18 protein-coding genes are annotated in these 22,862 nt (G+C 68.0%); 9 read left to right on the top strand and 9 right to left on the bottom strand.

Annotated features, from left to right (window positions below):
- The first annotated feature begins 51 nt into the window (after positions 1 to 51).
- Positions 52 to 1,695 carry a hypothetical protein gene (locus AZSP09_RS00650; protein WP_152088863.1) on the top strand — a complete coding sequence of 548 codons (1,644 nt, stop codon included), beginning with the start codon at positions 52 to 54 and terminating at the stop codon, positions 1,693 to 1,695.
- A 110-nt stretch (positions 1,696 to 1,805) separates the two neighbouring features.
- On the opposite strand, the gene AZSP09_RS00645 is transcribed toward AZSP09_RS00650, so the two are convergent.
- Positions 1,806 to 2,474, bottom strand: a complete 669-nt coding sequence (locus AZSP09_RS00645) for a c-type cytochrome (protein WP_232058827.1) — start codon at positions 2,472 to 2,474, stop codon at positions 1,806 to 1,808.
- Between the two features lie 57 nt (positions 2,475 to 2,531).
- Positions 2,532 to 3,077, bottom strand: a complete 546-nt coding sequence (gene orn, locus AZSP09_RS00640) for an oligoribonuclease (RefSeq protein WP_152088861.1) — start codon at positions 3,075 to 3,077, stop codon at positions 2,532 to 2,534.
- A gap of 140 nt (positions 3,078 to 3,217) precedes the next feature.
- Here orn and AZSP09_RS00635 point away from each other — a divergent pair, with 140 nt between their 5' ends.
- From AZSP09_RS00635 to rlmF, 4 genes are all read left to right on the top strand, one after another.
- Positions 3,218 to 4,489 (top strand): M48 family metallopeptidase, encoded by a 1,272-nt coding sequence (locus AZSP09_RS00635; protein ID WP_152088860.1) that lies wholly within the window; start codon positions 3,218 to 3,220, stop codon positions 4,487 to 4,489.
- Positions 4,490 to 4,500: 11 nt separating this feature from the next.
- Positions 4,501 to 4,836 carry a 4a-hydroxytetrahydrobiopterin dehydratase gene (locus AZSP09_RS00630; protein ID WP_014238236.1) on the top strand — a complete coding sequence of 112 codons (336 nt, stop codon included), beginning with the start codon at positions 4,501 to 4,503 and terminating at the stop codon, positions 4,834 to 4,836.
- On the top strand, positions 4,833 to 5,720 hold the full coding sequence (gene rsgA / locus AZSP09_RS00625) for a ribosome small subunit-dependent GTPase A (protein WP_152088859.1): 888 nt from the start codon (positions 4,833 to 4,835) through the stop codon (positions 5,718 to 5,720). The genes AZSP09_RS00630 and rsgA overlap by 4 nt, the downstream gene beginning before the upstream one ends.
- A gap of 278 nt (positions 5,721 to 5,998) precedes the next feature.
- Complete coding sequence (gene rlmF / locus AZSP09_RS00620; protein ID WP_152088858.1) at positions 5,999 to 6,958, top strand: 23S rRNA (adenine(1618)-N(6))-methyltransferase RlmF; 960 nt, start codon at positions 5,999 to 6,001, stop codon at positions 6,956 to 6,958.
- A gap of 75 nt (positions 6,959 to 7,033) precedes the next feature.
- On the opposite strand, the gene leuA is transcribed toward rlmF, so the two are convergent.
- Complete coding sequence (gene leuA, locus AZSP09_RS00615) at positions 7,034 to 8,716, bottom strand: 2-isopropylmalate synthase (protein ID WP_152088857.1); 1,683 nt, start codon at positions 8,714 to 8,716, stop codon at positions 7,034 to 7,036.
- Between the two features lie 163 nt (positions 8,717 to 8,879).
- On the opposite strand from leuA, the gene AZSP09_RS00610 reads away from it, so the two are divergent.
- The gene (locus AZSP09_RS00610) at positions 8,880 to 9,347 is read left to right on the top strand and encodes an Lrp/AsnC family transcriptional regulator (protein ID WP_014238240.1); all 468 of its coding nucleotides are present in this window, start codon (positions 8,880 to 8,882) and stop codon (positions 9,345 to 9,347) included.
- A gap of 72 nt (positions 9,348 to 9,419) precedes the next feature.
- On the opposite strand, the gene AZSP09_RS00605 is transcribed toward AZSP09_RS00610, so the two are convergent.
- The 3 genes from AZSP09_RS00605 to AZSP09_RS00595 form a co-directional block, all read right to left on the bottom strand.
- Positions 9,420 to 10,361 carry a transglutaminase family protein gene (locus AZSP09_RS00605; protein ID WP_014238241.1) on the bottom strand — a complete coding sequence of 314 codons (942 nt, stop codon included), beginning with the start codon at positions 10,359 to 10,361 and terminating at the stop codon, positions 9,420 to 9,422.
- 2 nt (positions 10,362 to 10,363) lie between these two features.
- Complete coding sequence (locus tag AZSP09_RS00600) at positions 10,364 to 12,943, bottom strand: circularly permuted type 2 ATP-grasp protein (protein ID WP_152088856.1); 2,580 nt, start codon at positions 12,941 to 12,943, stop codon at positions 10,364 to 10,366.
- Between the two features lie 66 nt (positions 12,944 to 13,009).
- Positions 13,010 to 16,363 (bottom strand): transglutaminase family protein, encoded by a 3,354-nt coding sequence (locus AZSP09_RS00595; protein WP_152088855.1) that lies wholly within the window; start codon positions 16,361 to 16,363, stop codon positions 13,010 to 13,012.
- Between the two features lie 253 nt (positions 16,364 to 16,616).
- Between AZSP09_RS00595 and AZSP09_RS00590 the strand changes: the two genes are divergently transcribed.
- Both AZSP09_RS00590 and AZSP09_RS20090 read left to right on the top strand, forming a co-directional pair.
- A complete protein-coding gene (locus tag AZSP09_RS00590; protein WP_152088854.1) occupies positions 16,617 to 17,039 on the top strand; it encodes a ProQ/FINO family protein in 423 nt (140 codons plus the stop codon).
- Positions 17,040 to 17,053: 14 nt separating this feature from the next.
- Positions 17,054 to 17,521, top strand: a complete 468-nt coding sequence (locus tag AZSP09_RS20090; protein ID WP_197739035.1) for a hypothetical protein — start codon at positions 17,054 to 17,056, stop codon at positions 17,519 to 17,521.
- Between the two features lie 70 nt (positions 17,522 to 17,591).
- On the opposite strand, the gene AZSP09_RS00580 is transcribed toward AZSP09_RS20090, so the two are convergent.
- From AZSP09_RS00580 to AZSP09_RS00570, 3 genes are all read right to left on the bottom strand, one after another.
- Entirely contained in the window at positions 17,592 to 18,320 is a 729-nt protein-coding gene (locus AZSP09_RS00580; protein WP_152088853.1) for a proteasome-type protease, read from the bottom strand.
- Between the two features lie 76 nt (positions 18,321 to 18,396).
- Positions 18,397 to 19,341 carry an alpha-E domain-containing protein gene (locus AZSP09_RS00575; RefSeq protein ID WP_152088852.1) on the bottom strand — a complete coding sequence of 315 codons (945 nt, stop codon included), beginning with the start codon at positions 19,339 to 19,341 and terminating at the stop codon, positions 18,397 to 18,399.
- Between the two features lie 145 nt (positions 19,342 to 19,486).
- A complete protein-coding gene (locus AZSP09_RS00570) occupies positions 19,487 to 20,902 on the bottom strand; it encodes a circularly permuted type 2 ATP-grasp protein (protein ID WP_172974662.1) in 1,416 nt (471 codons plus the stop codon).
- A 244-nt stretch (positions 20,903 to 21,146) separates the two neighbouring features.
- Here AZSP09_RS00570 and AZSP09_RS00565 point away from each other — a divergent pair, with 244 nt between their 5' ends.
- Complete coding sequence (locus AZSP09_RS00565) at positions 21,147 to 22,790, top strand: methyl-accepting chemotaxis protein (protein WP_014238249.1); 1,644 nt, start codon at positions 21,147 to 21,149, stop codon at positions 22,788 to 22,790.
- Positions 22,791 to 22,862 lie beyond the last annotated feature (72 nt).

Genomic DNA, 22,862 nt, shown 5'->3' with positions numbered 1-22,862 from the left:
CGGGCTGCCTTTTTTGCTTTGACCGCCCTTACCCCCAGTCACCTATCGGCCATGATCGACCGCCACTTCCCCGGCCCCGCCACGCGCTACCCCGTCCCTTTCCGGGGACTGCCCCTGCTCCTGCTGCTCGCCCTGTTCCTGCTGCCGGGACTGGTGGGCCACGATCCGTGGAAGGCCGAGGACGCCACCCACCTGGGCATCGTCTGGCGCCTGCTGCAGGGCGACGGCGGCCTGGTCCTGCAACTGGGGCGGGATGCCTGGCCCGACGCCATGCCGCTCTACTACTGGACCGCAGCCCTGGCCGCCAAGGCCTTCGCCTGGCTGCTGCCCTGGTTCGACGGCGCACGCCTGGCCACCGCCCTCTATGCCGCCCTGACCCTGGGTTTCCTCGCCCTGGCCAGCCGGGAGCTGCATGGCCGCGACGAAAGCGCCTCCGCCCCCCTGCTGCTGGCCGGCTGCATCGGCCTGCTGGTGCATAGCCACGAAGCCCAGCCGGCCATCGCTTTCCTCGCCGCCCAGGCCGCCACCCTGGCCGGCCTCACCCTGCTGCGGCGCCACCCCTGGAGCGGCGCCCTGGTCTTCGGCGGCGGCGCCCTGACGGCCTTCCTCGCCGCCGGCCTGGCCGCCCTGCCCGGCCTGCTCCTGCCCCTGGTGCTGCTGCCCTGGCTGGCGCCGCGCAAAACCCTGGTCGCCCCCCTGTTGCTGCTGTCCCTGGCCCTGGCCGCCACCGGTCCCCTGCTATGGTCCGTGCTGCTGACCCCGGCCCAGGCCGGCGTCTGGTGGAACGGCGAACTGGCCCAGCTGCGCAGCCTGGAAGCCGGCTGGCGCAACGCCCTGGTCCTGCTCAACATGCTGCCCTGGTACGCCTGGCCGGCCCTGCCCCTGGCCCTGTGGACCCTGTGGGCCCGGCGCCGGGAATGGCTGACCGCGACGCCCGCCCCGGCCCTGCTGCTGCCCCTGGCGGCCTTCCTCGCCAGTTTCCTCACCGTGGTCAGCACGGTGGATGCCAAGAGCGTGGCCGCCCTGCCCCTGCTGCCCCCCCTGGCCCTGCTCGGCGCCGGCGGCATCAAGACCCTGCGCCGGGGCGCCACCAATCTTTTCGACTGGTTCGGTATGATGACCTTCACCGTGGCCGCCGCCCTCATCTGGCTGGGCTGGAGCGCCATGGTCTTCGGCCTGCCGCCCAAGATCGCCCGCAATTTCGTCAAGCTGGCGCCGGGCTTCGAAGGCAGCTTCGCCCTGTTCCCCGTGCTCTTTGCCCTGGCCCTCAGCGCCGCCTGGTTCTGGCTCATTTTCTCCTCGCCCCGTTCGCCCTACCGGGGCCTGACCCACTGGACCGCCGGCGTCACCCTGCTGTGGGGACTGGTGGCCGCCCTGTGGTTCCCCTGGGTGGACTACGGCAAGAGCTACCGCCCGGTGGTGGCCGGCCTGACCCAGGCCCTGCCGACCAAGCACGGCTGTGTCGCGGTGCGGGGCGAACTGTCGCCGGCCCTGAAGGCCTCCCTAGACATCTTCGGCGACCTGCGTCCCCTGCCCCTGGCCAGCAGCGAAGGCAAGCGCTGCGACTGGATGCTGGCCCTGGTGCCGGTGAAGAGCAGCGGTACCGCCGGCACCGGCTGGGAACGGGTTTGGGAAGGCGCCCGTCCCGGTGACAAGACGGAAAGGCTGCGTCTGTACCAGCGCCGCGCCGGCTGAGGCCGCCGCAAAGATCGCTTTTTTTCAGACAAGAAAAAACCCGGGCCCCTCTCCTTCGCAGGAGCAGGGGCCCGGGCTTTTTGACGGCGCCAGACGCGGGCTGAAGCAGCTCAGCGCTTGGTGGTCAGGTAGGCGGCCACGGCCTTGATGTCGTCGTTGGTCAGGGGCGCGGTGGCGATCTGCATCAGGGGATCGATGCGCTCGCCGGTCTTGTCCCGGTAACGGGTGATGGAGCGGATCAGGTATTCCTTCTGCTGGCCGGCCAGACGGGCGATTTTCTCATTGCCGCGGGCGTCCTCGCCGTGGCAGCGCACGCACAGCTTGGCGAAGGTATCCTGGCCGCGGCGCACCAGGGCGGCGTCCGCATTGCCCGGCACCACCTTGGACTCGGAATAGAACAGGGAAATCTGCACCCGCTCGTCGTCGGACAGCACCTTGATCAGGCCCTGCATGAATTCATCCTTGCGCTGGCCGGAGCCGAACTTGCGGATCTGCTCCAGCAGGTAGGCCGGGTTCTGGCCCGCCAGGTTGGGCACTTCCGGGTACTTGCTGTTGCCGTCCTCGCCGTGACAGTTGGCGCAGAAGAAGGAGGCCTTCTTGCCGGCGGCGACGGCGGCGGCGATGTTGATCTTCATGGCCGCCAGCTTTTCTTCCGGCGTGGTCGGGGCCGGCGCGGCGGCGGGGGCCGGGGCGGCTTCCTTCTTGGGCGGCGCGGCGTGCGCGGGCGCCGCCAGCAGACCCAGGGACAGGCTCAGGGCAAGGGGCAGGGGAAATGCCATTCCCAGAATTTTTCTCATTGTTCCTCCCAACGTGGTAAATGTTTTTTCCGCGGATTCTCAGACCCGCAGGAATTTTTCGCGGTAGTACCGCAATTCTTCGATGGATTCGTGGATGTCGGAAAGGGCCGTATGCAGGCCCTTCTTGGCGAAGCCCTGGGCCACCTCGGGCGCCCAGCGCCGGCACAGTTCCTTGAGGGTGCTCACATCCAGATTCCGGTAATGGAAATAGTCTTCCAGGGTCGGCATGTAGCGGGCCATGAAACGGCGGTCCTGGCCGATGGAATTACCGCACATGGGCGTGGCGCGGCGAGGCACCCACTGTTCCATGAAGGCCAGGGCCTCGGCCTCGACCTTGGCCTCGTCGGTGGCGGAGGCGCGCACCCGGTCGATCAGGCCGGACTTGCCGTGGGTGTTCTTGTTCCAGTCGTCCATGCCGTCCAGCACCGCTTCGGCCTGGTGCACGGCCCACACGGGGGACTCGGCCAGGACGTTGAGATTGACGTCGGTGACCACCATGGCCATTTCGATGATGCGATCCTGGTCCGGGTTGAGGCCGGTCATTTCCATATCCAGCCAGACGAGGTGGTTTGCGTCCTGTGCCATAATCCGAGGAGAAACTTGCGAAGCCTCTATTTTGTCACAGCTTCATGCCGGCTGACTGCCTTCCTGCATCATCGGCCTGCCGAACCCGCCCCGGACCAGCCCCGAATCCGCTTTTTCCCTGTCGAGACGACTTTCCTGCCGTGACCTTCACCCTCGTATTCCTCGCCGCCCTCCTCCTCAGCCTGGCCCTGCGCCTGGGTCTGGCCCGGCGCCAGATCGCCCACGTCCAGGCCCACCGCGAGGCGGTGCCGGCCGAATTCTCCGCCCGCGTCTCCCTGGAGGCCCACCAGAAGGCCGCCGACTACACCGTGGCCCGCAACCGCTTCGGCATGGCCGCCACCCTCCTGGAAGCCCTGGTCCTGCTCGGCTTCACCCTAGGCGGCGGCATCCAGGCCCTGCACGGCCTGTGGCAGGGCTGGCTGCCGGACAGCCCCCTGGGCTACGGCCTGGGCCTGATCGGCAGCGTCACCCTCATTTCCGGCGCCATCGACCTGCCTTTCGCCTGGTATCGCCAGTTCGTGCTGGAGGAGCGCTTCGGCTTCAACCGCATGACCCCGGCCCTGTTCCTCACCGATCTGCTCAAAAGCACCCTGCTGGGCGCCGCCATCGGCGCCCCGGTGGTGCTGGCGGTGCTGTGGCTGATGGGCTCCATGGGCGAGAACTGGTGGCTCTACGTCTGGCTCTTCTGGTCCGGCTTCAATCTTTTGCTGCTGTTCATCTACCCGACCTGGATCGCCCCCCTCTTCAACAAGTTCGCGCCCCTGGAAGCGGGCGAGCTGAAATCCCGCATCGAGGACCTGCTGGCCCGCTGCGGTTTCGCCGCCTCCGGCCTCTTCGTCATGGACGGCTCCAAACGCAGCGCCCACGGCAACGCCTATTTCACCGGCTTCGGCAAAAACAAGCGCATCGTCTTCTTCGACACCCTGCTCTCCCGCCTCTCCCCGGTGGAGGCCGAAGCGGTGCTGGCCCACGAACTGGGCCATTTCAAGCGGCGCCACATCGTCAAGCGCATCGCCCTGCTCTTCGCCATGTCCCTGGGCTTCCTCTGGCTCCTCGGCCAGCTCATGGAAGCGCCCTGGTTCTATGCCGGTCTCGGCGTCTCGGCCCGGAACACGGCCCTGGCCCTGATCCTCTTCTTCATGGTGGCGCCGGTGTTCACCTTCCTGCTGACGCCCCTTTCCAGCCTGCTCTCCCGCCGCCACGAATACGAGGCCGACGCCTACGCGGTGGAGCACGCCGACGGCGAGCAGCTGGTGGCCGCCCTGGTCAAGCTGTACGAGGACAACGCCAGCACCCTGACCCCGGACCCGCTCCATTCCCTGTTCTACGATTCCCACCCGCCCGCCGCCCTGCGCATCGCTCACATCACCCGCCTGAGCCAGCGCCGAAGCAGCGCCGGGGCAACCGCCTGAAGGAAAGCGCCATGCTCCTGGACGATCTGGCCCGCGACACCTGCCGTCACCTCTCCGGCCCCCAGCACCGGCTGGACGACGCCACGGTGGCCATGCTGCTGCCCCTGCTGCCCGGCTGGAGCCGGGAGGACGGCCATATCGCCAAGACTTTCCATTTCACCGGCTATGAGGCGGCCATGCTCTTCGCCAACGGCGTCGCCTGGTTGGCCCAGCGGCAAAACCATCACCCGGAACTGCAAGTGAACTACAACACCGTGCGCGTCACCTACGGCACCCACGACGTGGGCGGCCTCTCCCGCAACGACTTCATCTGCGCCGCCAAGATCGAAGCGCTGGCGGCCCTATGAGCGAGCGCATCCCAGGTCAGGTGGTGGCCGCCCACGGCCGCCAGTACATGGTGGAACTGGCCGGCGGGGAGACCCTGCTGTGCTTCCCCCGGGGCAAGAAGAGCGACATCGCCTGCGGCGACCGGGTCGAGATCAGCCGCCCGGCCAAGGACCAGGGCGCCATCGAGGCCATCACGCCGCGCAGTTCCCTGCTCTACCGCTCCAACGAATACCGGCAGAAGCTCATCGCCGCCAACGTCAGCCAGGTGCTGATCGTGGTCGCCACCGAGCCGGGCTTCAGCTTCGAGCTGGTCTGCCGCACCCTGGTGGCCACCCAGGACCAGGGCGTGGCCGCCCGCATCATCCTCAACAAGTGCGACCTGGCGGACAAGATCGCCCCGGCCCGCCAGGCCCTGGCCCCCTTCGTCGCCCTCGGCGTGCCGGTGCTGGAGCTTTCCGCCCTGCACGGGGCCGAGGCCCTGCGCCCGCTCCTGGCTGGCCACACCAGCCTGCTGGTGGGCCAGTCCGGCATGGGCAAATCGACCCTGGTGAACGCCCTCATTCCCGAAGCCCGGGCCGCCACCCGGGAAATTTCCGAAGCCCTGGATTCGGGCAAGCACACCACCACCCACGCCCGCCTCTACCACCTGGACCCGGCCAAACCCGAGGCCGGCGACCTGATCGACTCCCCCGGCCTGCAGGATTTCGGCCTGCAGCACCTGTCTCGCAGCGACATCGAGCACGCCTTCGCCGAACTGGCGCCCCACCTGGGCCAGTGCCGCTTCCGCGACTGCCGCCACGACCGGGAACCGGACTGCGCCCTGCGCAGCGCCCTCGAAGCAGGCCAGATCGACCCGCGCCGCTGGGCCGTATTCCGCACCCTGTACCAGAGCGCCAGCAGCTAGGCAGGCCAGGGGCCAGGCAGGACGGCCATCCCGGGCATGCCATGACGGAGAGGCCAGCGGGACGGGCGTCCTGGCGGGGGTATCGGTAGAATCCGGGCCCGCCGCCGAACCGCCGCCCCGGCCGGAAACGCCGCTGCAAACCGCTCGCCTCCCTTGCTGCCCCACCCGCCGGCCTTGCCGCCGCCAGCAAAACGGCCATTCATGCCCTTCCCCACCCTTTCCCCGGCGCCGTCGCCGATCCGTGGGATACTCGCCCCCTCTCTCACCGCCCATCGCCCATGACCAATCCCGCCGCCCCCGCCAGCCCCAAGCCCGGCCTGCATCCGCGCAACCGCCACGCCCACGGCTACGACTTCGCCACCCTGGCGGCCATCACGCCCGAGCTGGCCCGCTTCATCGTCACCACACCCGCCGGCAGCCCCAGCATCGACTTCGCCAACCCGAAGGCGGTCAAGGCCCTCAACAAGGCCCTGCTGGAGGCGGACTACGGCGTTTCCGGCTGGGACATCCCCCCCGGCTATCTGTGTCCGCCCATCCCGGGCCGGGCCGACCTGCTGCACCACCTGGCCGACATGCTGGCGGAAGGCAACGAGGGCCGCATCCCCACCGGGGAGCGGGTGCGGGTGCTGGACATCGGCGTCGGCGCCAACGGCGTCTATCCCCTCATCGGCCACGCCGAATACGGCTGGCGTTTCGTCGGCGTCGATACGGAACAGAAGTCCCTGGACAACGTGGCCCGCATCGTCGCCGCCAACGAGCATCTGGCCGGCGCCATCGAGCTGCGCCACCAGCCGGTGCCGGACAACATCTTCGTCGGCGTGCTGCGCTCCGGCGAGAAGTTCGACCTGACCCTGTGCAACCCGCCCTTCCACGCCTCCGCCGCCGACGCCCGCTTCGCCAGCGAGCGCAAGCAGAAGAACCTGGGCCAGGCGCCGGGCAAGGGCGGCTCCAACTTCGGCGGCCAGGACAACGAGCTGTGGTATCCCGGTGGCGAACGGGCCTTCCTCACCCGCCTGATCGAGCAGAGCGCCGGCATCCCCAAGCGGGCCCTGTGGTTCTCCGCCCTCATCTCCAAGGCGGAAAACCTGCGCCATGTGGAAGCGGCCCTGGCCAAGGTCAAGCCCACCGCCAGCCGCATCATTGCCATGAGCCAGGGGCAGAAGCAGAGCCGTCTGGCGGTGTGGAGCTTCGTCGGCCGGGCCGAGCGGCAGAAGTGGATGCTGGCCCGCTGGGGCTGAGCCGGCAGCGCCGGCAGCACGAAAAAAAAACGGGGCCCGCGGGCCCCGTTTTGCATGCGGCGACGGCCGCCGGCCTCAGGCCGCCTGGTGGGTGCGGAACTGCTGGCCGCTGCGGTTGAGGCCGCTGACGATGGCCTTGAGGGAGGCGGTGACGATGTTGCCGTCGATGCCGACGCCGTAGAACTCCCGGCCGTCGCAGGCCATCTCGACGAAGGCGCAGGCCCGGGCCTCGCCGCCGTCCTGGCTCGGCGTCATGGAGCGCTCCTCGTAGCTGCGCACCTGGACCTGCATACCGGCGCCGCGCAGGGCATGGATGGCAGCATCGATGGGGCCGTTGCCTTCGCCGCTGAGCAGGTGGGCGGTGCCGTCGATGTCCACCGAGAGGCGGATGCCCTGGGCGCTGCCGTGCTCGAACAGGTGGTGTTCCCGGTAATGCACCGGCGCCACCGGCTCCAGGTAGGTGCGACAGAAGAGCTGCCAGATGTCGGCGGCGGTGAGTTCGCTGCCGTGGCTGTCGGCGTGCTGCTGGACCACCCCGGAAAACTCCACCTGCAGGCGGCGCGGCATGACCACGCCGTACTCCGTCTCCAGCAGGTAGGCGATGCCGCCCTTGCCCGACTGGCTATTCACCCGGATCACGGAATCATAGCTGCGGCCCACGTCGGCGGGATCGATGGGGAGGTAGGGAACGTTCCACGGCGCATCCGCCTTTTGAGCGGAAAAACCCTTCTTGATGGCGTCCTGGTGGGAGCCGGAGAAGGCCGTGAAGACGAGATCACCCACATAGGGATGGCGCGGGTGAATGGGCAACTGGTTGCAGTGTTCGACGGTGCGGGCGACGGCGTTGATGTCGGAAAAGTCGAGGCCGGGATGGACGCCCTGGGTGTACATGTTAAGGGCCACGGTGACGATATCCACATTGCCGGTGCGCTCGCCGTTGCCGAAGAGGCAGCCCTCGACCCGGTCGGCGCCGGCCATGAGGCCCAGCTCGGCGGCGGCCACGGCGGTGCCCCGGTCGTTGTGGGGATGGAGGCTGAGGATGACGCTGTCGCGGCGGGCCAGGTGGCGGTGCATCCACTCGATCTGGTCGGCGTAGATGTTGGGCGTGGCCATTTCCACCGTGGTCGGCAGGTTGAGGATCACCTTGTTGTCCGGGGTGGCGCCCCAGGCGGCGGTGACGGCGTCGCACACTTCCAGGGCGAAATCGAGTTCGGTGGCGGTGAAGGTTTCCGGGCTGTACTCGAGCACCACCTCGGTCTCCGGCATCTCGGCGGCCAGCTGCTTGATCAGGGTGACGGCTTCCACCGCCATGGCCACCACCTCGGCCTTGCTCATGCCGAAGACGAAGTCGCGGAAGGGCTGGGAGGTGGCGTTATAGACATGGACGATGGCCCGGGGGGCGCCCTTGATGGACTCCATGGTGCGGCGGATGAGGTGTTCCCGGGCCTGGGTGAGGACCTCGATGGTCACGTCCTGGGGGATGTGGCCGTCTTCGATGAGGCTGCGCACGAAGTTGAAGTCGGTCTGGGAAGCGGAGGGGAAAGCCACCTCGATTTCCTTGAAGCCCACCTGGCAGAGGGTCTTGAACATGCGCATCTTCTTCTCGACATTCATCGGTTCGAAGAGGGACTGGTTGCCGTCCCGCAGGTCCGTGCTCATCCACATCGGCGGGGTAGTGATGACCCGGCTGGGCCACTGGCGGTCGGCGAGCTGCACCGGGGCGAAAGGCCGATATTTGCTGGACGGGTTGGACAACATGGCGGGCTCCTGAATGAATCAAACGATGGAGCAATGTTAGAGAATTCGGCCCCGCAGGTGCTTGCGTTCTTCAGCCTAAAAATCACATTTGCGGCAATTTAATTGCGCTAAATCACCTATTGCACAATAATAATTTCAAGCATTCACAAACCCCGGGAATTTTATGGAAATCGACCGCTACGACCGCCAGATCTTGCAGCTGCTGCAGGAGGACGGACGCATCAGCAACCAGGACCTGGCCGACCGCATCGGCCTCTCCCCCTCCCCCTGCCTGCGCCGGGTGCGGGCCCTGGAGGAAGCGGGCCTCATCACCGGCTACCGGGCCCAGCTGGACGCGAAAAAGCTGGGCCTGTCCCTGATGGCCCTGATCGGCATTTCCATGGACCAGCACACGCCGGAGCGCTTCACCAATTTCGAGGCTGCCATCGCCCAGGTGCCCGAGGTCCTGGAATGCCTGCTCATCACCGGCCAGCAGTCCGACTACCAGCTGAAGGTGGCGGTGCAGGACATGGACGCCTACCAGGAGCTGCTGCTCAACCGCATCAACCGCATCGCCGGAGTCACCGGCGTCCATACCAGCTTCGTCCTGCGCCGGGTCATCGACCGCAACACCCTGGCCGTGGCCGCCTGAGGCCCTTGCCCCGCCCGGGGCAAAAAAGAAGGGGCCCGAGGGCCCCTTGGCTTTTATCAATGGCTGCGGCGGCTAGGCCGGCGCAGCCAGGGGCAGCACCGTCACAGCCACCTCCAGCTCGTGGGCGCCGCCGCCCAGGATGACGCCGCGCATGGGGGAAACGTCGCCGAAGTCCCGGCCCCAGGCCAGGGTGATGTGGCGGCTGTCGGGAATGAGGTCGTTGGTGGGGTCCAGATCCACCCAGCCCAGGCCGGGACAGAACAGGGAGACCCAGGCGTGGGAGGCGTCGGCCCCGATCAGCCGGGGGCTGCCCGGGGGCGGCTCGGTGAGCAGGTAGCCGCTGACGTAACGGGCCGGCAGGCCGAGGGAGCGCAGGCAGGCCAGCATGAGGTGGGCGAAGTCCTGGCAGACGCCCCGCTTCCTGGCCAGCACCTCGGCCACCGGGGTGGCGACGCTGGTGGCCTGGGGGTCGAATTCGAACTCGGCATGGATGCGCCCCATGAGGTCCCTGGCCGCCGCCAGCAGGCCCCGGCCGGGGGTGAAGGACGGCGCCGCATAGGCGGCGAAGGCGGGCCCCAGACTGACGAAGGGAGAGGGAAAGGCGAACTGCACCGCCTCCAGCAGTTCCGCCGGCGGCGGCAGGGCGCCCCGGTACACCAGGGCCTGGCGCCAGCCTTCCCAGGGCTGGCCCGGGGGCAGTTCGCCGGCAAAGCGGGGCAGCACCTCGATCTCGGTCTCGGCCCGCACCGTGAGGCTGTCGTGGGGACCGTCGAAGGCCAGCTGGGTGACCGGATTGCCGAAGGCGTCCCAGCGCTCCAGGCGCAGGGATGGCAGGGGCTCCACCTCCAGCCGGTGTTCCCGCACCGTCTGCCAGGGCAGGGGCCGGGGCGTCAGGTGCAGCAGCTGCTGGGAGAGGGCCACCGGGGCTCCGTAGCGGTATTCGGTGGCGTGGGTGATGCGGTAGGCCGCCGCCAGGGGCGCCTCCAGGGCCGGAACCGGATCGTGCAAGGGCATGCTCAGGCCGCCACCGTCTGATAGCTGACGTCGCCCACGTGGGTGAAGTAGCGCATGGCCAGGCGGTCGGAAAGCTCCCGCACCGCCGCCGCCAGGGCCCACAGCACGGCCGCCAGGTCCTCGCAGGCATTGCAGCCGATGCAGTCGCCGCAGACGTCGCCCTGGAAGCGGGAAAGGTCCACGCTGCGCAGGCGGGCCAACAGCAGTTCCAGGTCGTCGGTGAAGGGGGCGCCGGCCTCCCCGGCCCCGCCGCCCAGGGACTGTTGCAGGCGGCCCAGGTAGCGCCCCACCACCTGGGCCTGGAAGGCCACCGAGTGGGGGTTGTCCTCATCCAGCACCAGGAGGTCGATCACCGGCAGCAGCTCGGGCTGGGAGAGGTAGCGGGAGCGGTAGGTGATGGTGCTGTCGGCCAGCTCCAGCAGCCACTCCAGGCCGCCCTGGCCCTGGGAACGATCCTTGCCCTCCAGGGCGAGGAAGCCGGCGATGGCCGAGGCCAGGAAGTGCAGCCGCTCCAGGCGGCGGCCCACCACGTGGAAGCGCCAGCCGTCGTCCCGGGTCATGTTGTCCATGGTGAAGCCGGCCAGGGAGGCGCAGGAGAGCAGGGCCTGGTCGAGACAGGCCAGGGTCTCGCCGGGCTCGGGCCGGCTTTCCTTGCTGGCCTGCATGCCGTGATTGAGGCGGTTGATGGCGTGCCAGTGGTCCATGGAGAGGCGCTCCCGCACCTGGGTGGCGGACCATTGCAGGCGCTTCAGGCCCGCCGCCAGGCCGGTATCCCAGGCGTCGTCGAAGACCGCCCGGGTCAGCCGCTCGGCCAGGGTCGGGGGCGGGGCCGGCGGCCGGGCCGCCGCCTGTTCCCCGGCATCGTCCCGGGGCGGCAGCAGGCCCATGGCCTCGCCCACCGCCAGGGCCGCGAACAGCTCCGGACCCGGCTCGCCGCCGGCGTCGATGAGCCGGGTCAGGGCCACCCGCAGGAAGCGGCTGGTATGGTCGCAGCGTTCCGAATAGCGGCCCAGCCAGAAGAGGTTTTCCACCACCCGGGAAGAGAGGCTGCGACCGCCCCGCACCACGTCCCGGGCACCGATGGAGGGCTTGAGCAGGCTGAAGGTGGATACCGGCTCGTCGGACAGCACCCAGGCGTCCTTGGAGGCGCCTCCCCGCTGCATGGAAATGACCCGGGCACCGGCACCGCCGGCCACCCGGGCGAGGCCGCCGGGCATCACCCGGTAGCCCTGGGGCGTGGCCACGGCATAGACCCGCAGCCCCGCCGGCCGGGCCAGCAGGCGCCGCTCGTGGCTGCGGCTCCAGGTGGGGGCCTGGGACAGCTGCACCAGTTCCTGGGCAACGTAGGCCTGGGGCTCGGCCTGCAGGCGGGCCAGCAGCTGCTCCCGCTGGGCGCCCTTCAGGTCGGCGCCGAAAATGGGGTCGAAGCGGCGGCCGGGAAAGGCCGCCTTGATCACCAGCTGGTCCAGGTGTTCGCTGGTGTATTTGAGGGCCGGCGCCTCGCCGCACCACCAGGTGGCCACCGAGGGCATCTGCAGGGGTTCCCCCAGGAGGCGCTCGCAGATGGCCGGGAGGAAGCCCGGCAACGCCCCCGACTCCACCACGCCGCTGCCCAGGGCATTGGCCACCAGCACCCGGCCGGCCCGCACCGCCTGCAGCAGGCCCGGCACGCCGAGGGCGGAATCGCCGCGCAGCTCCAGGGGGTCGCAGAAGTCGTCGTCCTGGCGGCGCAGGATGGCGTGCACCCGTTTCAGACCGGTGAGGGTCTTGAGGAAGACGGTCTCGCCCCGCACCGTCAGGTCCGGCCCTTCCACCAGGGGGAAGCCCAGGTAGCGGGCCAGGTAGGCGTGCTCGAAGTAGGTTTCGTTGTAGGGCCCGGGCGTGAGCAGCACGATCAGGGGTGGCTCGCCGCCCTCGCCGCTGTCCGGGGCGTAGTGGGCCAGGCTCTCCTGGACGCTGCGGAAGAAGCCGGCCAGATGCTCCACCTTCAGGTCGCGGAAGAGGTCGGGGAAGACCCGGGAGACGATCAGCCGGTTTTCCAGGGAATAGCCGGCGCCGGAGGGGGCCTGGGTGCGGTCGGCGATGGCCCACCAGCGGCCGTCCGGCGAACGGGCCAGGTCCACGGCGTAGAAATGGAGGAAGGTGTCGCCGGGCTGGCGCACCTGGCGGCAGGGCCAGAGGAAGCCGCCGTGGCCGTACACCAGGGCCGGCGGCAGCAGGCCCGAGGCCAGCAGGTCCTGGGGGCCGTAGAGGTCGGCCAGGACGGCGTTGAGCAGGGTGGCGCGCTGGGCCACGGCGGCGGCGAGCTGGCGCCACTCGTCGGCGGGGATTATCAGCGGCAGGGGGTCCAGTTCCCAGGGCCGGTCGGTGCCCTTGGGGTCGGCGTAGACGTTGTAGGTGACGCCGTTTTCCTGGATGCGCCGCTGCACGAAGGCCAGGCGGGCCCGCATCTGCTCCGGCGAGGCGGCGTCCAGGTGGGAAAAGAAGGCTTGCCAGTGGGGACGCACCGCGCCGCCGCCGGCGAGCATTTCGTCGTAGCGGCCGGCGGAATCGGGATAGATGGAGAGAAGGGTGCGCGCCATGGCGTTCCGCAAAAAAGCGCGGCGGGGAAAAGGGGCGCCGCGCTGGTGGTTTTTTCCAGGGAGGGACTAGGGCCGGCCCTGGCGGCGCAAGTCTAGCGTAAACGGGAATTCCGGGTTCTGCGGCGGCGCCGCCTGGCCCCGGCCCGCCAGGGGACCCGGAGTGTGGCCCATGGGGAAGAAGCGGGCCAGGCGCCGGCTCTCGGCCTCGAAGGCATTGACCGGGAAGGCCTCGAAATTGCGCCCGCCCGGATGGGCCACGTGGTACTGGCAGCCGCCCAGGGAGCGGTCCATCCAGGTATCCACCAGGTCGAAGGTCAGGGGCGCATGGACGCCGATGGTGGGATGCAGGCAGGCGGCCGGCTGCCAGGCCCGGTAGCGCACCCCGGCGACGAACTCGCCGACGGTGCCGGTGGGCTGCAGGGGCACGGCATGGCCGTTGCAGGTGAGGCGGTAGCGGTCCGGTGGCAGGCCCGTGACCTTGACCTGGAGCCGTTCCACGGAGGAATCCACATAGCGCACGGTGCCGCCGGCGGCGCCCTCCTCGCCCATGACGTGCCAGGGCTCCAGGGCGTGGCGCAGCTCCACGGCGACGCCGCGTACGGCGAAGCCGCCGATGCGGGGGAAGCGGAATTCCAGGTGGGGCGCGAACCAGGCCGGATCGAAGGCGTAGCCCGCCGCCTGCATTTCCGTCACCACGTCGGCGAAATCCTGGGCGATGAAGTGGGGCAGCATGAAGCGGTCGTGCAGCTCCGTGCCCCAGCGGGCCAGCCGCTCCGGGGCGTAGGGACGGGCCCAGAAGCGGGCCACCAGGGCCCGCAGCAGCAGTTGCTGGGTCAGGCTCATGCGGGCGTGGGGCGGCATCTCGAAGGCCCGCAGTTCCAGGAGGCCCAGGCGCCCCGTGGGGCCGTCGGGGGAGAACAGCTTGTCGATGCAGAACTCGGCCCGGTGGGTGTTGCCGGTGACGTCGATGAGCAGGTTGCGCAGCAGCCGGTCGGTGAGCCAGGGGGCGCCCCCCTCCCCCGGCGGCGGGAACTGGCGGAAGGCGGTCTCCAGCTCGTAGAGGCTGTCGTTGCGGGCCTCGTCCACCCGCGGTGCCTGGGAGGTGGGGCCGACGAAGAGGCCGGAGAAGAGGTAGGACAGGCTGGGGTGGTTGTGCCAGTAGGAGATGAGGCTGCGCAGCAGGTCGGGCCGGCGCAGGAAGGGGGAATCGGCCGGCGTGGCGCCGCCGAGGACGAAGTGGTTGCCGCCGCCGGTGCCGGTGTGGCGGCCGTCGAGCATGAACTTCTCGGTCGAGAGGCGGGTTTCCCGGGCCGCCTCGTAGAGGTGGCTGGTGCGCTCCACCAGTTCGTCCCAGGATTTGGCCGGGTGGATGTTCACCTCGATCACCCCCGGGTCCGGCGTCACCCGGAACACTTCCAGGCGCGGGTCCCGGGGCGGCTCGTAGCCTTCGAACATGACCGGCAGGCCCTGGGCCTCGGCGGTGGCTTCCACCGCCGCCAGCACTTCCAGGTAGTCCTCCAGGCAGCCCACGGGGGGCATGAAAATGTAGAGCACGCCGTTACGGGGTTCGGCGCACATGGCGGTGCGGGTGATCCAGGCGGCGGATTGGTGATGCCCCGGGACCCGCTCCCCACTTGCTTCTCCAGGCAGGCCACCCGGAGATGCGCTTGCTGCCTGCCTGCCAGGCATGGCCTCCGTGGGAATGCCCGGCACCTGCCGCCGCAGTTCGGCGTGGCGGGCCAGGGGCGCCCGGGGCGCCGCCGGGTCCGGCGGATTGAGGTAGGGGTAGTCGGACTGGCTGACCCAGGGCTGGGAATCCAGGGGCAGGCGGTAGCCCACCGGGGAGTCGCCGGGGATCAGGTAGCAGCGCTCGCTGCGCAGGAACCAGGAGCCGCTCTGCCAGCGGCCGGCGGCCGTCTTGCCCAGGGGCAGCACCTGGCCCACGGCCTGCTCCAGGCCCCGGGTGAACACCTTGGCCAGGCGCGCCCGCTCCAGGGGATCGTCGAGGCGGGCGTCGAAGGGATCCACGTTGGCCGGCAGGCGCCGCTCCCGCCACAGGTAGTAGAAGGCGTCCTCGTAGGCGGGGAACACATGCTTTTCCTCCAGGCCCAGGCGCCGCGCCACTTCGCCGAGGAAGGCGCCGGCCCGGGCGGCATCGACGCCGTAGTCCCGGGACTCGTCGGCGTACAGCTCGGGCCGCTGCCACAGGGGCTCGCCGTCCTGGCGCCAGTAGCAGTTGAGGGACCAGCGGGGCAGCTGTTCCCCCGGATACCACTTGCCCTGGCCGAAATGCATGAAGCCCCGGGGGGCGTACTTCTGCCGCAGGCGGTGGAACAGGTCGGCCGCCAGCAGGCGCTTCTTCGGCCCCAGGGCCTCGGTGTTCCACTCAGCCCCGTCCGGGTCGTCCATGGAGACGAAGGTGGGTTCGCCGCCCATGGTCAGGCGCACGTCCCGGGCCGCCAGGTCGCTGTCCACCGTCTGCCCCAGGGCTTCGATGCGGGACCACTGTTCCTCGCTGTAGGGCTTGGTCACCCGGGGAGCTTCCCAGATGCGGGTCACGCCCATGGTGTGGCCGAACTCGCATTCGCATGGCTCCAGGGCGCCGCTGATGGGCGCCGCCGAGGAAGGCTCGGGGGAGGCGGCCAGGGGAATGTGGCCCTCGCCGGCGAAGAGGCCGGAGGTGGGGTCCAGGCCGATCCAGCCGGCGCCGGGCAGGTACACCTCGCACCAGGCGTGCAGGTCGGTGAAATCGGCTGCGGGACCGGAGGGACCGTCCAGGGATTTGACGTCGGCGGTGAGCTGGATCAGGTAGCCGGAAACGAAGCGGGCCGCCAGGCCCAGGTGGCGCAGCAGCTGGCAAAGCAGCCAGGCCGAGTCGCGGCAGGAGCCGGAGCCCTTGGCCAGGGTCTCTTCCGGCGTCTGCACCCCGGGCTCGAGGCGGATCAGGTAGGAAATGTCCCGGGCCAGGCGGGCGTTGAGGGCCACCAGGAAATCCACGCTGCGGCACTTCTCCCGGGAGATGGAAGCCAGATAGGCCTGGAATTTCGGCGTCGCCGGCAGGGTGTACAGATAGGGCGCCAGCTCGTGTCGCTGCCAGGCCTCGTAGGCGAAAGGCACCTCCTCCGCATAGGGTTCGAGGAAGAAGTCGAAGGGATTGATGACCGACATCTGGGCCACCAGATCCACCTCCACCCGGAACTCCCGGGTCTTCTCCGGGAACACCAGGCGGGCCAGCCAGTTGGCCTGGGGGTCCTGCTGCCAGTTGATGAAGTGTTCCCCCGGCATCACCTTGAGGGAATAGGAGAGGATGGGGGTGCGGCTGTGGGGCGCCGGACGCAGCCGGATCACCTGGGGCCCCAGGGCGATGGGCCGGTCGTAGCGGTAATGGGTGACGTGGTTCAGCGCGACATGGATGGACACGGGGCGGCTCCGGGCGATGGGCGATAGCCGGATTTAGCAAGAGCCGGGCCATGCCCCAGGACGGATCACCCCCTGGAGAGGCGCATGGATACTGGGCCCCGGGCCGGCCGCCAGCCATCAACCGCACCATCCCGGAGCACGCCTGCCCCGGGCGCACCAGGAACGGGAGCCCCAGCCCCCTGTTACAGCCCAGTTGCAGCATTTTCCCTGCGTGATAACCTCCCACCCTTCCGCATTTCAACCCAACACCCAGATGACCTCTCCCGCCTTCAGCACGCCCCGCGAATTCCTCGCCGAACTGAGCGAAAAATTCCAGGTTTTCCGCGACCACCTGCCCCTGGCCATCGGCATCAACCAGCAACTGGCCGCCCTGTATCCGGAAATCGACCCCAAGCTGCTGAAGGTGAGCCTGTTCCGCCACACCAACTCGGTCCGCTACCTGAAGAACATGGAGAAGGCCACCCAGCGCCACGACCTGCAGGGCAACGCCGCCGGCGAGGTGGCCGAGGAACACCGCCAGCACGCCGCCGAAGTGCTGAAGGAACGCTTCAAGAAACAGGCCGAACAACGCCGCGCCGAAGCCGCCGCCAAGAAGGCCGAAGAAGATGCCAAGAAGGCGGAAGCCCAGCGCGCCGCCAAGCTCACCGCCCTGGCCGAAAAATTCGGCCGCAAATAAACAGGAAAACCGCCATGGCCACCAAAGCCCCCGTCAAAGCCGCCACCGCCGCCAAGCCCGCCAGCAAGCCCGTCGCCAAAGCCGCCGTAAAACCGGCAGCGAAGCCCGCAGCCAAACCTGTCGCCAAAGTTGCCGCCAAGCCCGTGGCCAAACCGGCAGCGAAGCCGGTCGTCGCCAAGCCGGCCGCCAGCACCAAGCCCGCCACCAAGCCCGTTGCTGCCGCCAAGCCGGCGACCAAGAGCGCCGCGCCCCAGCGCCTGCTGGGTGCCGCCGACCTGATGGGCGCCCTGGACCTGGCCGACGAGTTCTACGCCATCGCCTACAACATCGAGACCTCCCTGCTCAACGGTGGCGCCGTGCCGGGCAAGGACTACACCCGCCTGGACCTCTACCAGCTGGCCCAGCCCTTCGTCCTGGAACTGTTCAAGGGCAACGAGAAGTTCTCCTACGTCTATCCGGCGGTGGAAGTGAACAAGCCCTGAGCCGTTTCCCGGCCCAAGCAAAAGGCGCCCGCGGGCGCCTTTTTTGTTGCCTGCCGGCCCGCTCCCGGCCTTAGTCCCAGGCCGGGTCGGGCAGTTCGGCGAAGACCTGGCGCAGGCGTTCGCCCCATTGGGTGCGGATCTGATTGAAGTAGGCATCGTCGGCGCCGATCTTGATGCGGTGGGTGACCTTGAAGTCTCCCTTCTCGTACACCAACAGGTCCAGGGGCAGCCCGACGGAGAGGTTGGAGCGGATGGTGGAATCCATGGAGATGAGGGCGCATTTGGAGGCCTCCTCCAGGCTGGTGGCCTTTTTCACCACCCGGTCGATGATGGGCTTGCCGTACTTGGATTCGCCGATTTGGAAATAGGGCGTGTCGTGGGTCGCCTCGATGAAGTTGCCGGCGGCGTAGATCTGGAACAGGCGCGGCTCCTCGCCGTGGATGTGGCCACCGAGGATGAAGGCGGCGGCGAAATCGACGCCGAATTCCTTGAGGGCCGCCGCATCCCGCTGGTGCACCTCGCGCAGGGCGTCGCCCACCAGGCGCGCTGCTTCGAACAGGTTGGGGGCGTTGTAGAGATTGGGCTTGTCGCTGGCCGCCAGGTGCTCGTTCAGCACATTGACCACGGACTGGCTGATGGAGAGGTTGCCCGAGGTCATCAGCACCAGCATGCGCTCCCCCGGGCGCTCCCAGACGGTCATCTTGCGGAAGGTGTTGATGTGGTCCACCCCGGCGTTGGTACGGGAATCGGAAAGGAAGACCAGGCCGGCATCGAGCCGCATTGCCACGCAGTAAGTCATGTCGTCGTCGCTGTTTTTATGAGGGTGAAAAAAGGCCAGAGGCAGCTGCCGCCGGCTGCCCCCCGACTGGTGCGCCTCAGGCCGGCACCAGGAAATCCTGGGAGATGCGATTGCCCAGGTCGTAGATGTCGTCCATGAACTCGGTCAGGTACTCGTGCAGGCCCGCCTCCAGCACGTCGTCGATGCGGGCGTAGTGCAGGCGCGAATGCAGCAGGCCGGCCCGGCGCAGGGTCTCGCTGGACTGGCGGTTGCCCACCAGGCCCAGCAGGTGATTCACCTTGTCCAGGCAGTGGTGCAGGGAGCGGGGCATGTCCATGCGCAGGATCAGCAGCTCGGCCACCCGGGCCGGGGTGATGACGTCCCGGTACACCTTGCGGTACACCTCGAAGGCGGAAAGGGAGCGCAGCAGGGCGCCCCACTGGTAGAAGTCGGTGACGCCGCCCTCCTCCCCTTCGCCGTTGGGCTGCAGGAAGTGGTATTTCACGTCCAGGATGCGGGCTGTGTTGTCGGCCCGCTCCAGGAGGCCACCCATGCGGATGAAGTGGGCCGCCTCGTCCTGCAGCAGGGTGCCGAAGGTGACGCCCCGGGTCAGGGCCGAGCGCAGCTTGACCCATTCGAAGAACTCGGTGATGCCGCCGGCCATGATCTGCTCGAAGCTCTGGGCCCGCAGGTCGATCCAGGCGGCGTTGATGGTCTCCCACATTTCCGTGGTGAGGGTGCCGCGCACGGCGTGGGCGTTTTCCCGGGCCGCCCGCAGGCAGCTGTAGATGGAGGAGAAGTTGCTTTCGTCCCGCACCATGAAGCGCAGCACGTTTTCCGCGCTGGGCTCGCCGTAGGCCTTGGCGAAGGGCTCTTCCAGGCTGTTGAGGACGATGATGGCGTTCCAGTTCTGGTTCGCCGCTTCCGGCGACTGGGGCACCAGGGACATCTGGTAGGTGACGTCCAGCAGGCGGGCCAGGTTCTCGGCCCGCTCGATGTAGCGGGCCATCCAGTAGAGGTGATCGGCGGTACGACTGAGCATATGCGGCTCCTTATTTATTAGCCACAGAGGACACAGAGATCACAGAGGGACAAGCTCGCAGCAGATAGGCCTTGCCTAGAAAAATTGGCTTGGTCATGCAATCGCATTTTCTCTGTGTTCTCTGTGCCCTCTGTGGCAAAGCTTTTCATTCCAGCACCCAGGTGTCCTTGGTGCCGCCGCCCTGGGAGGAGTTCACCACCAGGGAGCCTTCCTGCAGGGCCACCCGGGTGAGGCCGCCGGGGACCATGGTCACTTCCTTGCCGGAGAGGACGAAGGGGCGCAGGTCGATGTGGCGTGGCGCCACGCCCGATTCGACGAAGGTGGGGCAGGTGGAGAGGGCCAGGGTGGGCTGGGCGATGTACTTTTCCGGGTTGGCGACAAGACGCCGGCGGAAGTCCTCGATCTCGGCCTGGGTGGAGGCCGGCCCCACCAGCATGCCGTAGCCGCCGGCGCCATGGACTTCCTTCACCACCAGTTCCGGCAGGTGGGCCAGGGTGTAGGCCAGGTCGTCGGGCTTGCGGCACATGTAGGTGGGGACGTTGTTGAGGATGGGCTCCTCCCCCAGGTAGAAGCGCACCATCTCCGGCACATAGGGGTAGATGGACTTGTCGTCGGCCACCCCGGTGCCCACCGCATTGGCCAGGGTCACCTTGCCGGCCCGGTAGGCCTGCAGGATGCCGGGCACGCCGAGCATGGAATCGGCGCGGAAGACCTGGGGGTCGATGAAGTCGTCGTCGATGCGGCGGTAGATCACGTCCACCCGCTGGGGGCCCTGGGTGGTGCGCATGTAGACCGTGTCGTTATCGACGAAGAGGTCCCGCCCTTCCACCAGTTCCACCCCCATCTGCTGGGCCAGGAAGGTGTGCTCGAAGTAGGCGCTGTTGTAGGCCCCCGGGGTCAGCACCACCACCGTGGGATCGGAGACGCCGTTGGGGGCGGAGGCCCGCAGGGTTTCCAGCAACAGGTCCGGGTAGTGTTCCACCGGGGCCACCTTGTGCTTGGAGAAGAGCTCGGGGAAGAGCCGCATCATCATCTTGCGGTCTTCCAGCATGTAGGAGACGCCGGAGGGCACCCGCAGGTTGTCTTCCAGCACGTAGAACTCGCCGGCCCCGGCCCGCACCAGGTCCACGCCGGCGATGTGGGCATAGATGCCGGCCGGCACGTCCACCCCGCGCATGATGGGACGGAACTGGGCGTTGCCCTCCACCTGCTCCCGGGGAATGCGCCCGGCCTTGAGGATTTCCTGGTCGTGGTAGATGTCGTGGAGGAACAGGTTGAGAGCCTTGACCCGCTGCTTGAGGCCGGCCTTGAGGGCCTTCCATTCATCTGCCGGGATGACCCGGGGAATGATGTCGAAGGGGATCAGCCGCTCGGTGCCGGCCTCCTCGCCATAGACGGCGAAGGTGATGCCGACGCGGCGGAAGGCGATGTCGGCCTCGGCCCGCTTGCGGGCGATGCGTTCGTCAGGGGTTTCGGAAAGCCAGCGCCGGTAGGTCTGGTAGTGGGAGCGGACGGCGCCGTCGGCACCGTTCATTTCGTCGAAGAAGCTGGGCTTGTTCATGATGGTCGCGCCATGAGGAAGGGCGACAATCAAATAGCAGGGGTTGTGCCAGGATCATAATCGCTTGATCCTTAAAGGACTTCCGGGGAATTGGCGGAAGCGGCGCCAGAAAACGGTGCCACCATGCACCATGGGCAGAAGCAGGCGCACCAATTTGAAGCAGAAAAGTGTGATTTCCTTCACAGCATGGCTGGTGGCGGAAATATAATGCGCACTTCATGTTTCATATAGTTTGGACAATCCCATGCTTGATCAACTTTCCCTGCGTACCCGACTCCTGGCGGTGGTGCTGGTGGCGCTCCTGGGGGTCCTGGCACTGGCGGCCATCGCCGCCTTCAATACCCGCTCCCTCATGCTGGATGAGAGAAAAGGACAGATTCGCGCCATCACCCAGGGCGCCTACAACGTGGTCGCCTACTATCAAAGCCAGGAAGCCGCCGGCAACCTCAGCCGCGACGAGGCCCAGGCCCACGCCAAGGCGGCCGTGCGGCAGATCCGCTTCAACGGCCCCGACGGCAAGAGCGACTATTTCTACATCTGGACCCCCGATGGCATCAGCGTCATGCATGCCCTGAAGCCGGAATGGGAAGGCAAGCCCATGGGCGACCAGGTGAAGGACGGCAGCGGCAAGCTGATCATCCGGGAACTGGCAAGCCTGCTGCAGAACCAGGCCACCACCTACATGGACACCCAGTTCGTCAAGAAGGCGGGCGACCCCACCATGTATCCCAAGGTGCTCTACGCCCAGAAATTCCCGGCCTGGGACTGGATCATCGGCACCGGCGTCTATATCGACGAAGTGGACCGGGAGTTCCAGCAAACCCTGATCTACCAGGGCCTGCTGGCTCTGGTGGTGCTGGCCCTGATCGGCAGCATCTGCTACCTGGTGACCCGCAGCGTGCTCAAGCAGATCGGTGGCGAACCTGCCGCCGCCACGGCCATCATGCAGCAGGTGGCCGGCGGCAACCTGCATGCGGCCATCGGCCAGACCCAGCCCGGCAGCCTGCTCCATGCCCTGAGCCAGATGGTGCTCTCCCTGCGCCAGATGCTCACCGAAATCCGCCAGGACGCGGAAACCCTGGCCAGCAACTCCCAGGCGATCAGCTCCGCCTCCAGCCAGCTGGCCGACACCACCGGTGCCCAGGCCGATGCCACCTCCTCCATGGCCGCCGCCATTGAACAGCTGACGGTCAGTTCCAGCCACATTTCCGACAGCGCCGAGGAGACCCAGGGGGATTCCCACAAAGCCGTGGATCTCTCCAAACAGGGCCGGGAACGGGCAGAGCAGGCCGCCGAGGCCATGCAGCGCATCGCCGCCACGGTATCCGAAGGCTCCACCCGCATCCGCACCCTGGATCAGCAGGCCAACCAGATTTCCTCCATTGCCGGCGTGATCAAGGACATCGCCGGGCAAACCAATCTGCTGGCCCTCAACGCCGCCATCGAGGCGGCCCGGGCCGGCGAGGCGGGCCGCGGTTTCGCCGTGGTAGCCGACGAGGTGCGCAAGCTGGCGGAACGGACGTCCTCCGCCACCATCGAAATCGAGCAGATGATCGCCAGCATCCAGAGCGAGACCAACAACGCGGTGCAGTCCATGGACGACGCCCTGCCCCAGGTGGAACAGGGGGTCAGCCTGGCCCAGGCGGCGGCGGAATCCCTGGCCAATATCGAGGCCGGCGCCCTGCGCACCCTGGAGCACATCCAGGAAGTGGCCAATGCCATCCGCGAACAGAGCGCCGCCAGCACCTCCATCGCCCAGCGCGTCGAAGCCATTGCCCAGACGGTGGAAGAAACCAGCACCACCATGAACAACACCATGACCTCTGCCCAGGACCTGGAACGGGTGGCCCACAACCTGAAGGGCCTGGTGAACCGCTTCCAGACCTGAGGCCGGCAACGCCCAATGAAAAAAGCCCGGAGCTTCGGCCCCGGGCTTTTTTTTTATGGACTTCGTCGACCG

Source organism: Azospira sp. I09 (assembly GCF_009177135.1).
In the GTDB taxonomy this organism is placed as follows: Bacteria; Pseudomonadota; Gammaproteobacteria; order Burkholderiales; family Rhodocyclaceae; genus Azospira; species Azospira oryzae.
The sequence above is the reverse complement of the archived record's forward strand: the minus strand, read 5'-3'. Positions and strand labels throughout refer to the sequence as shown.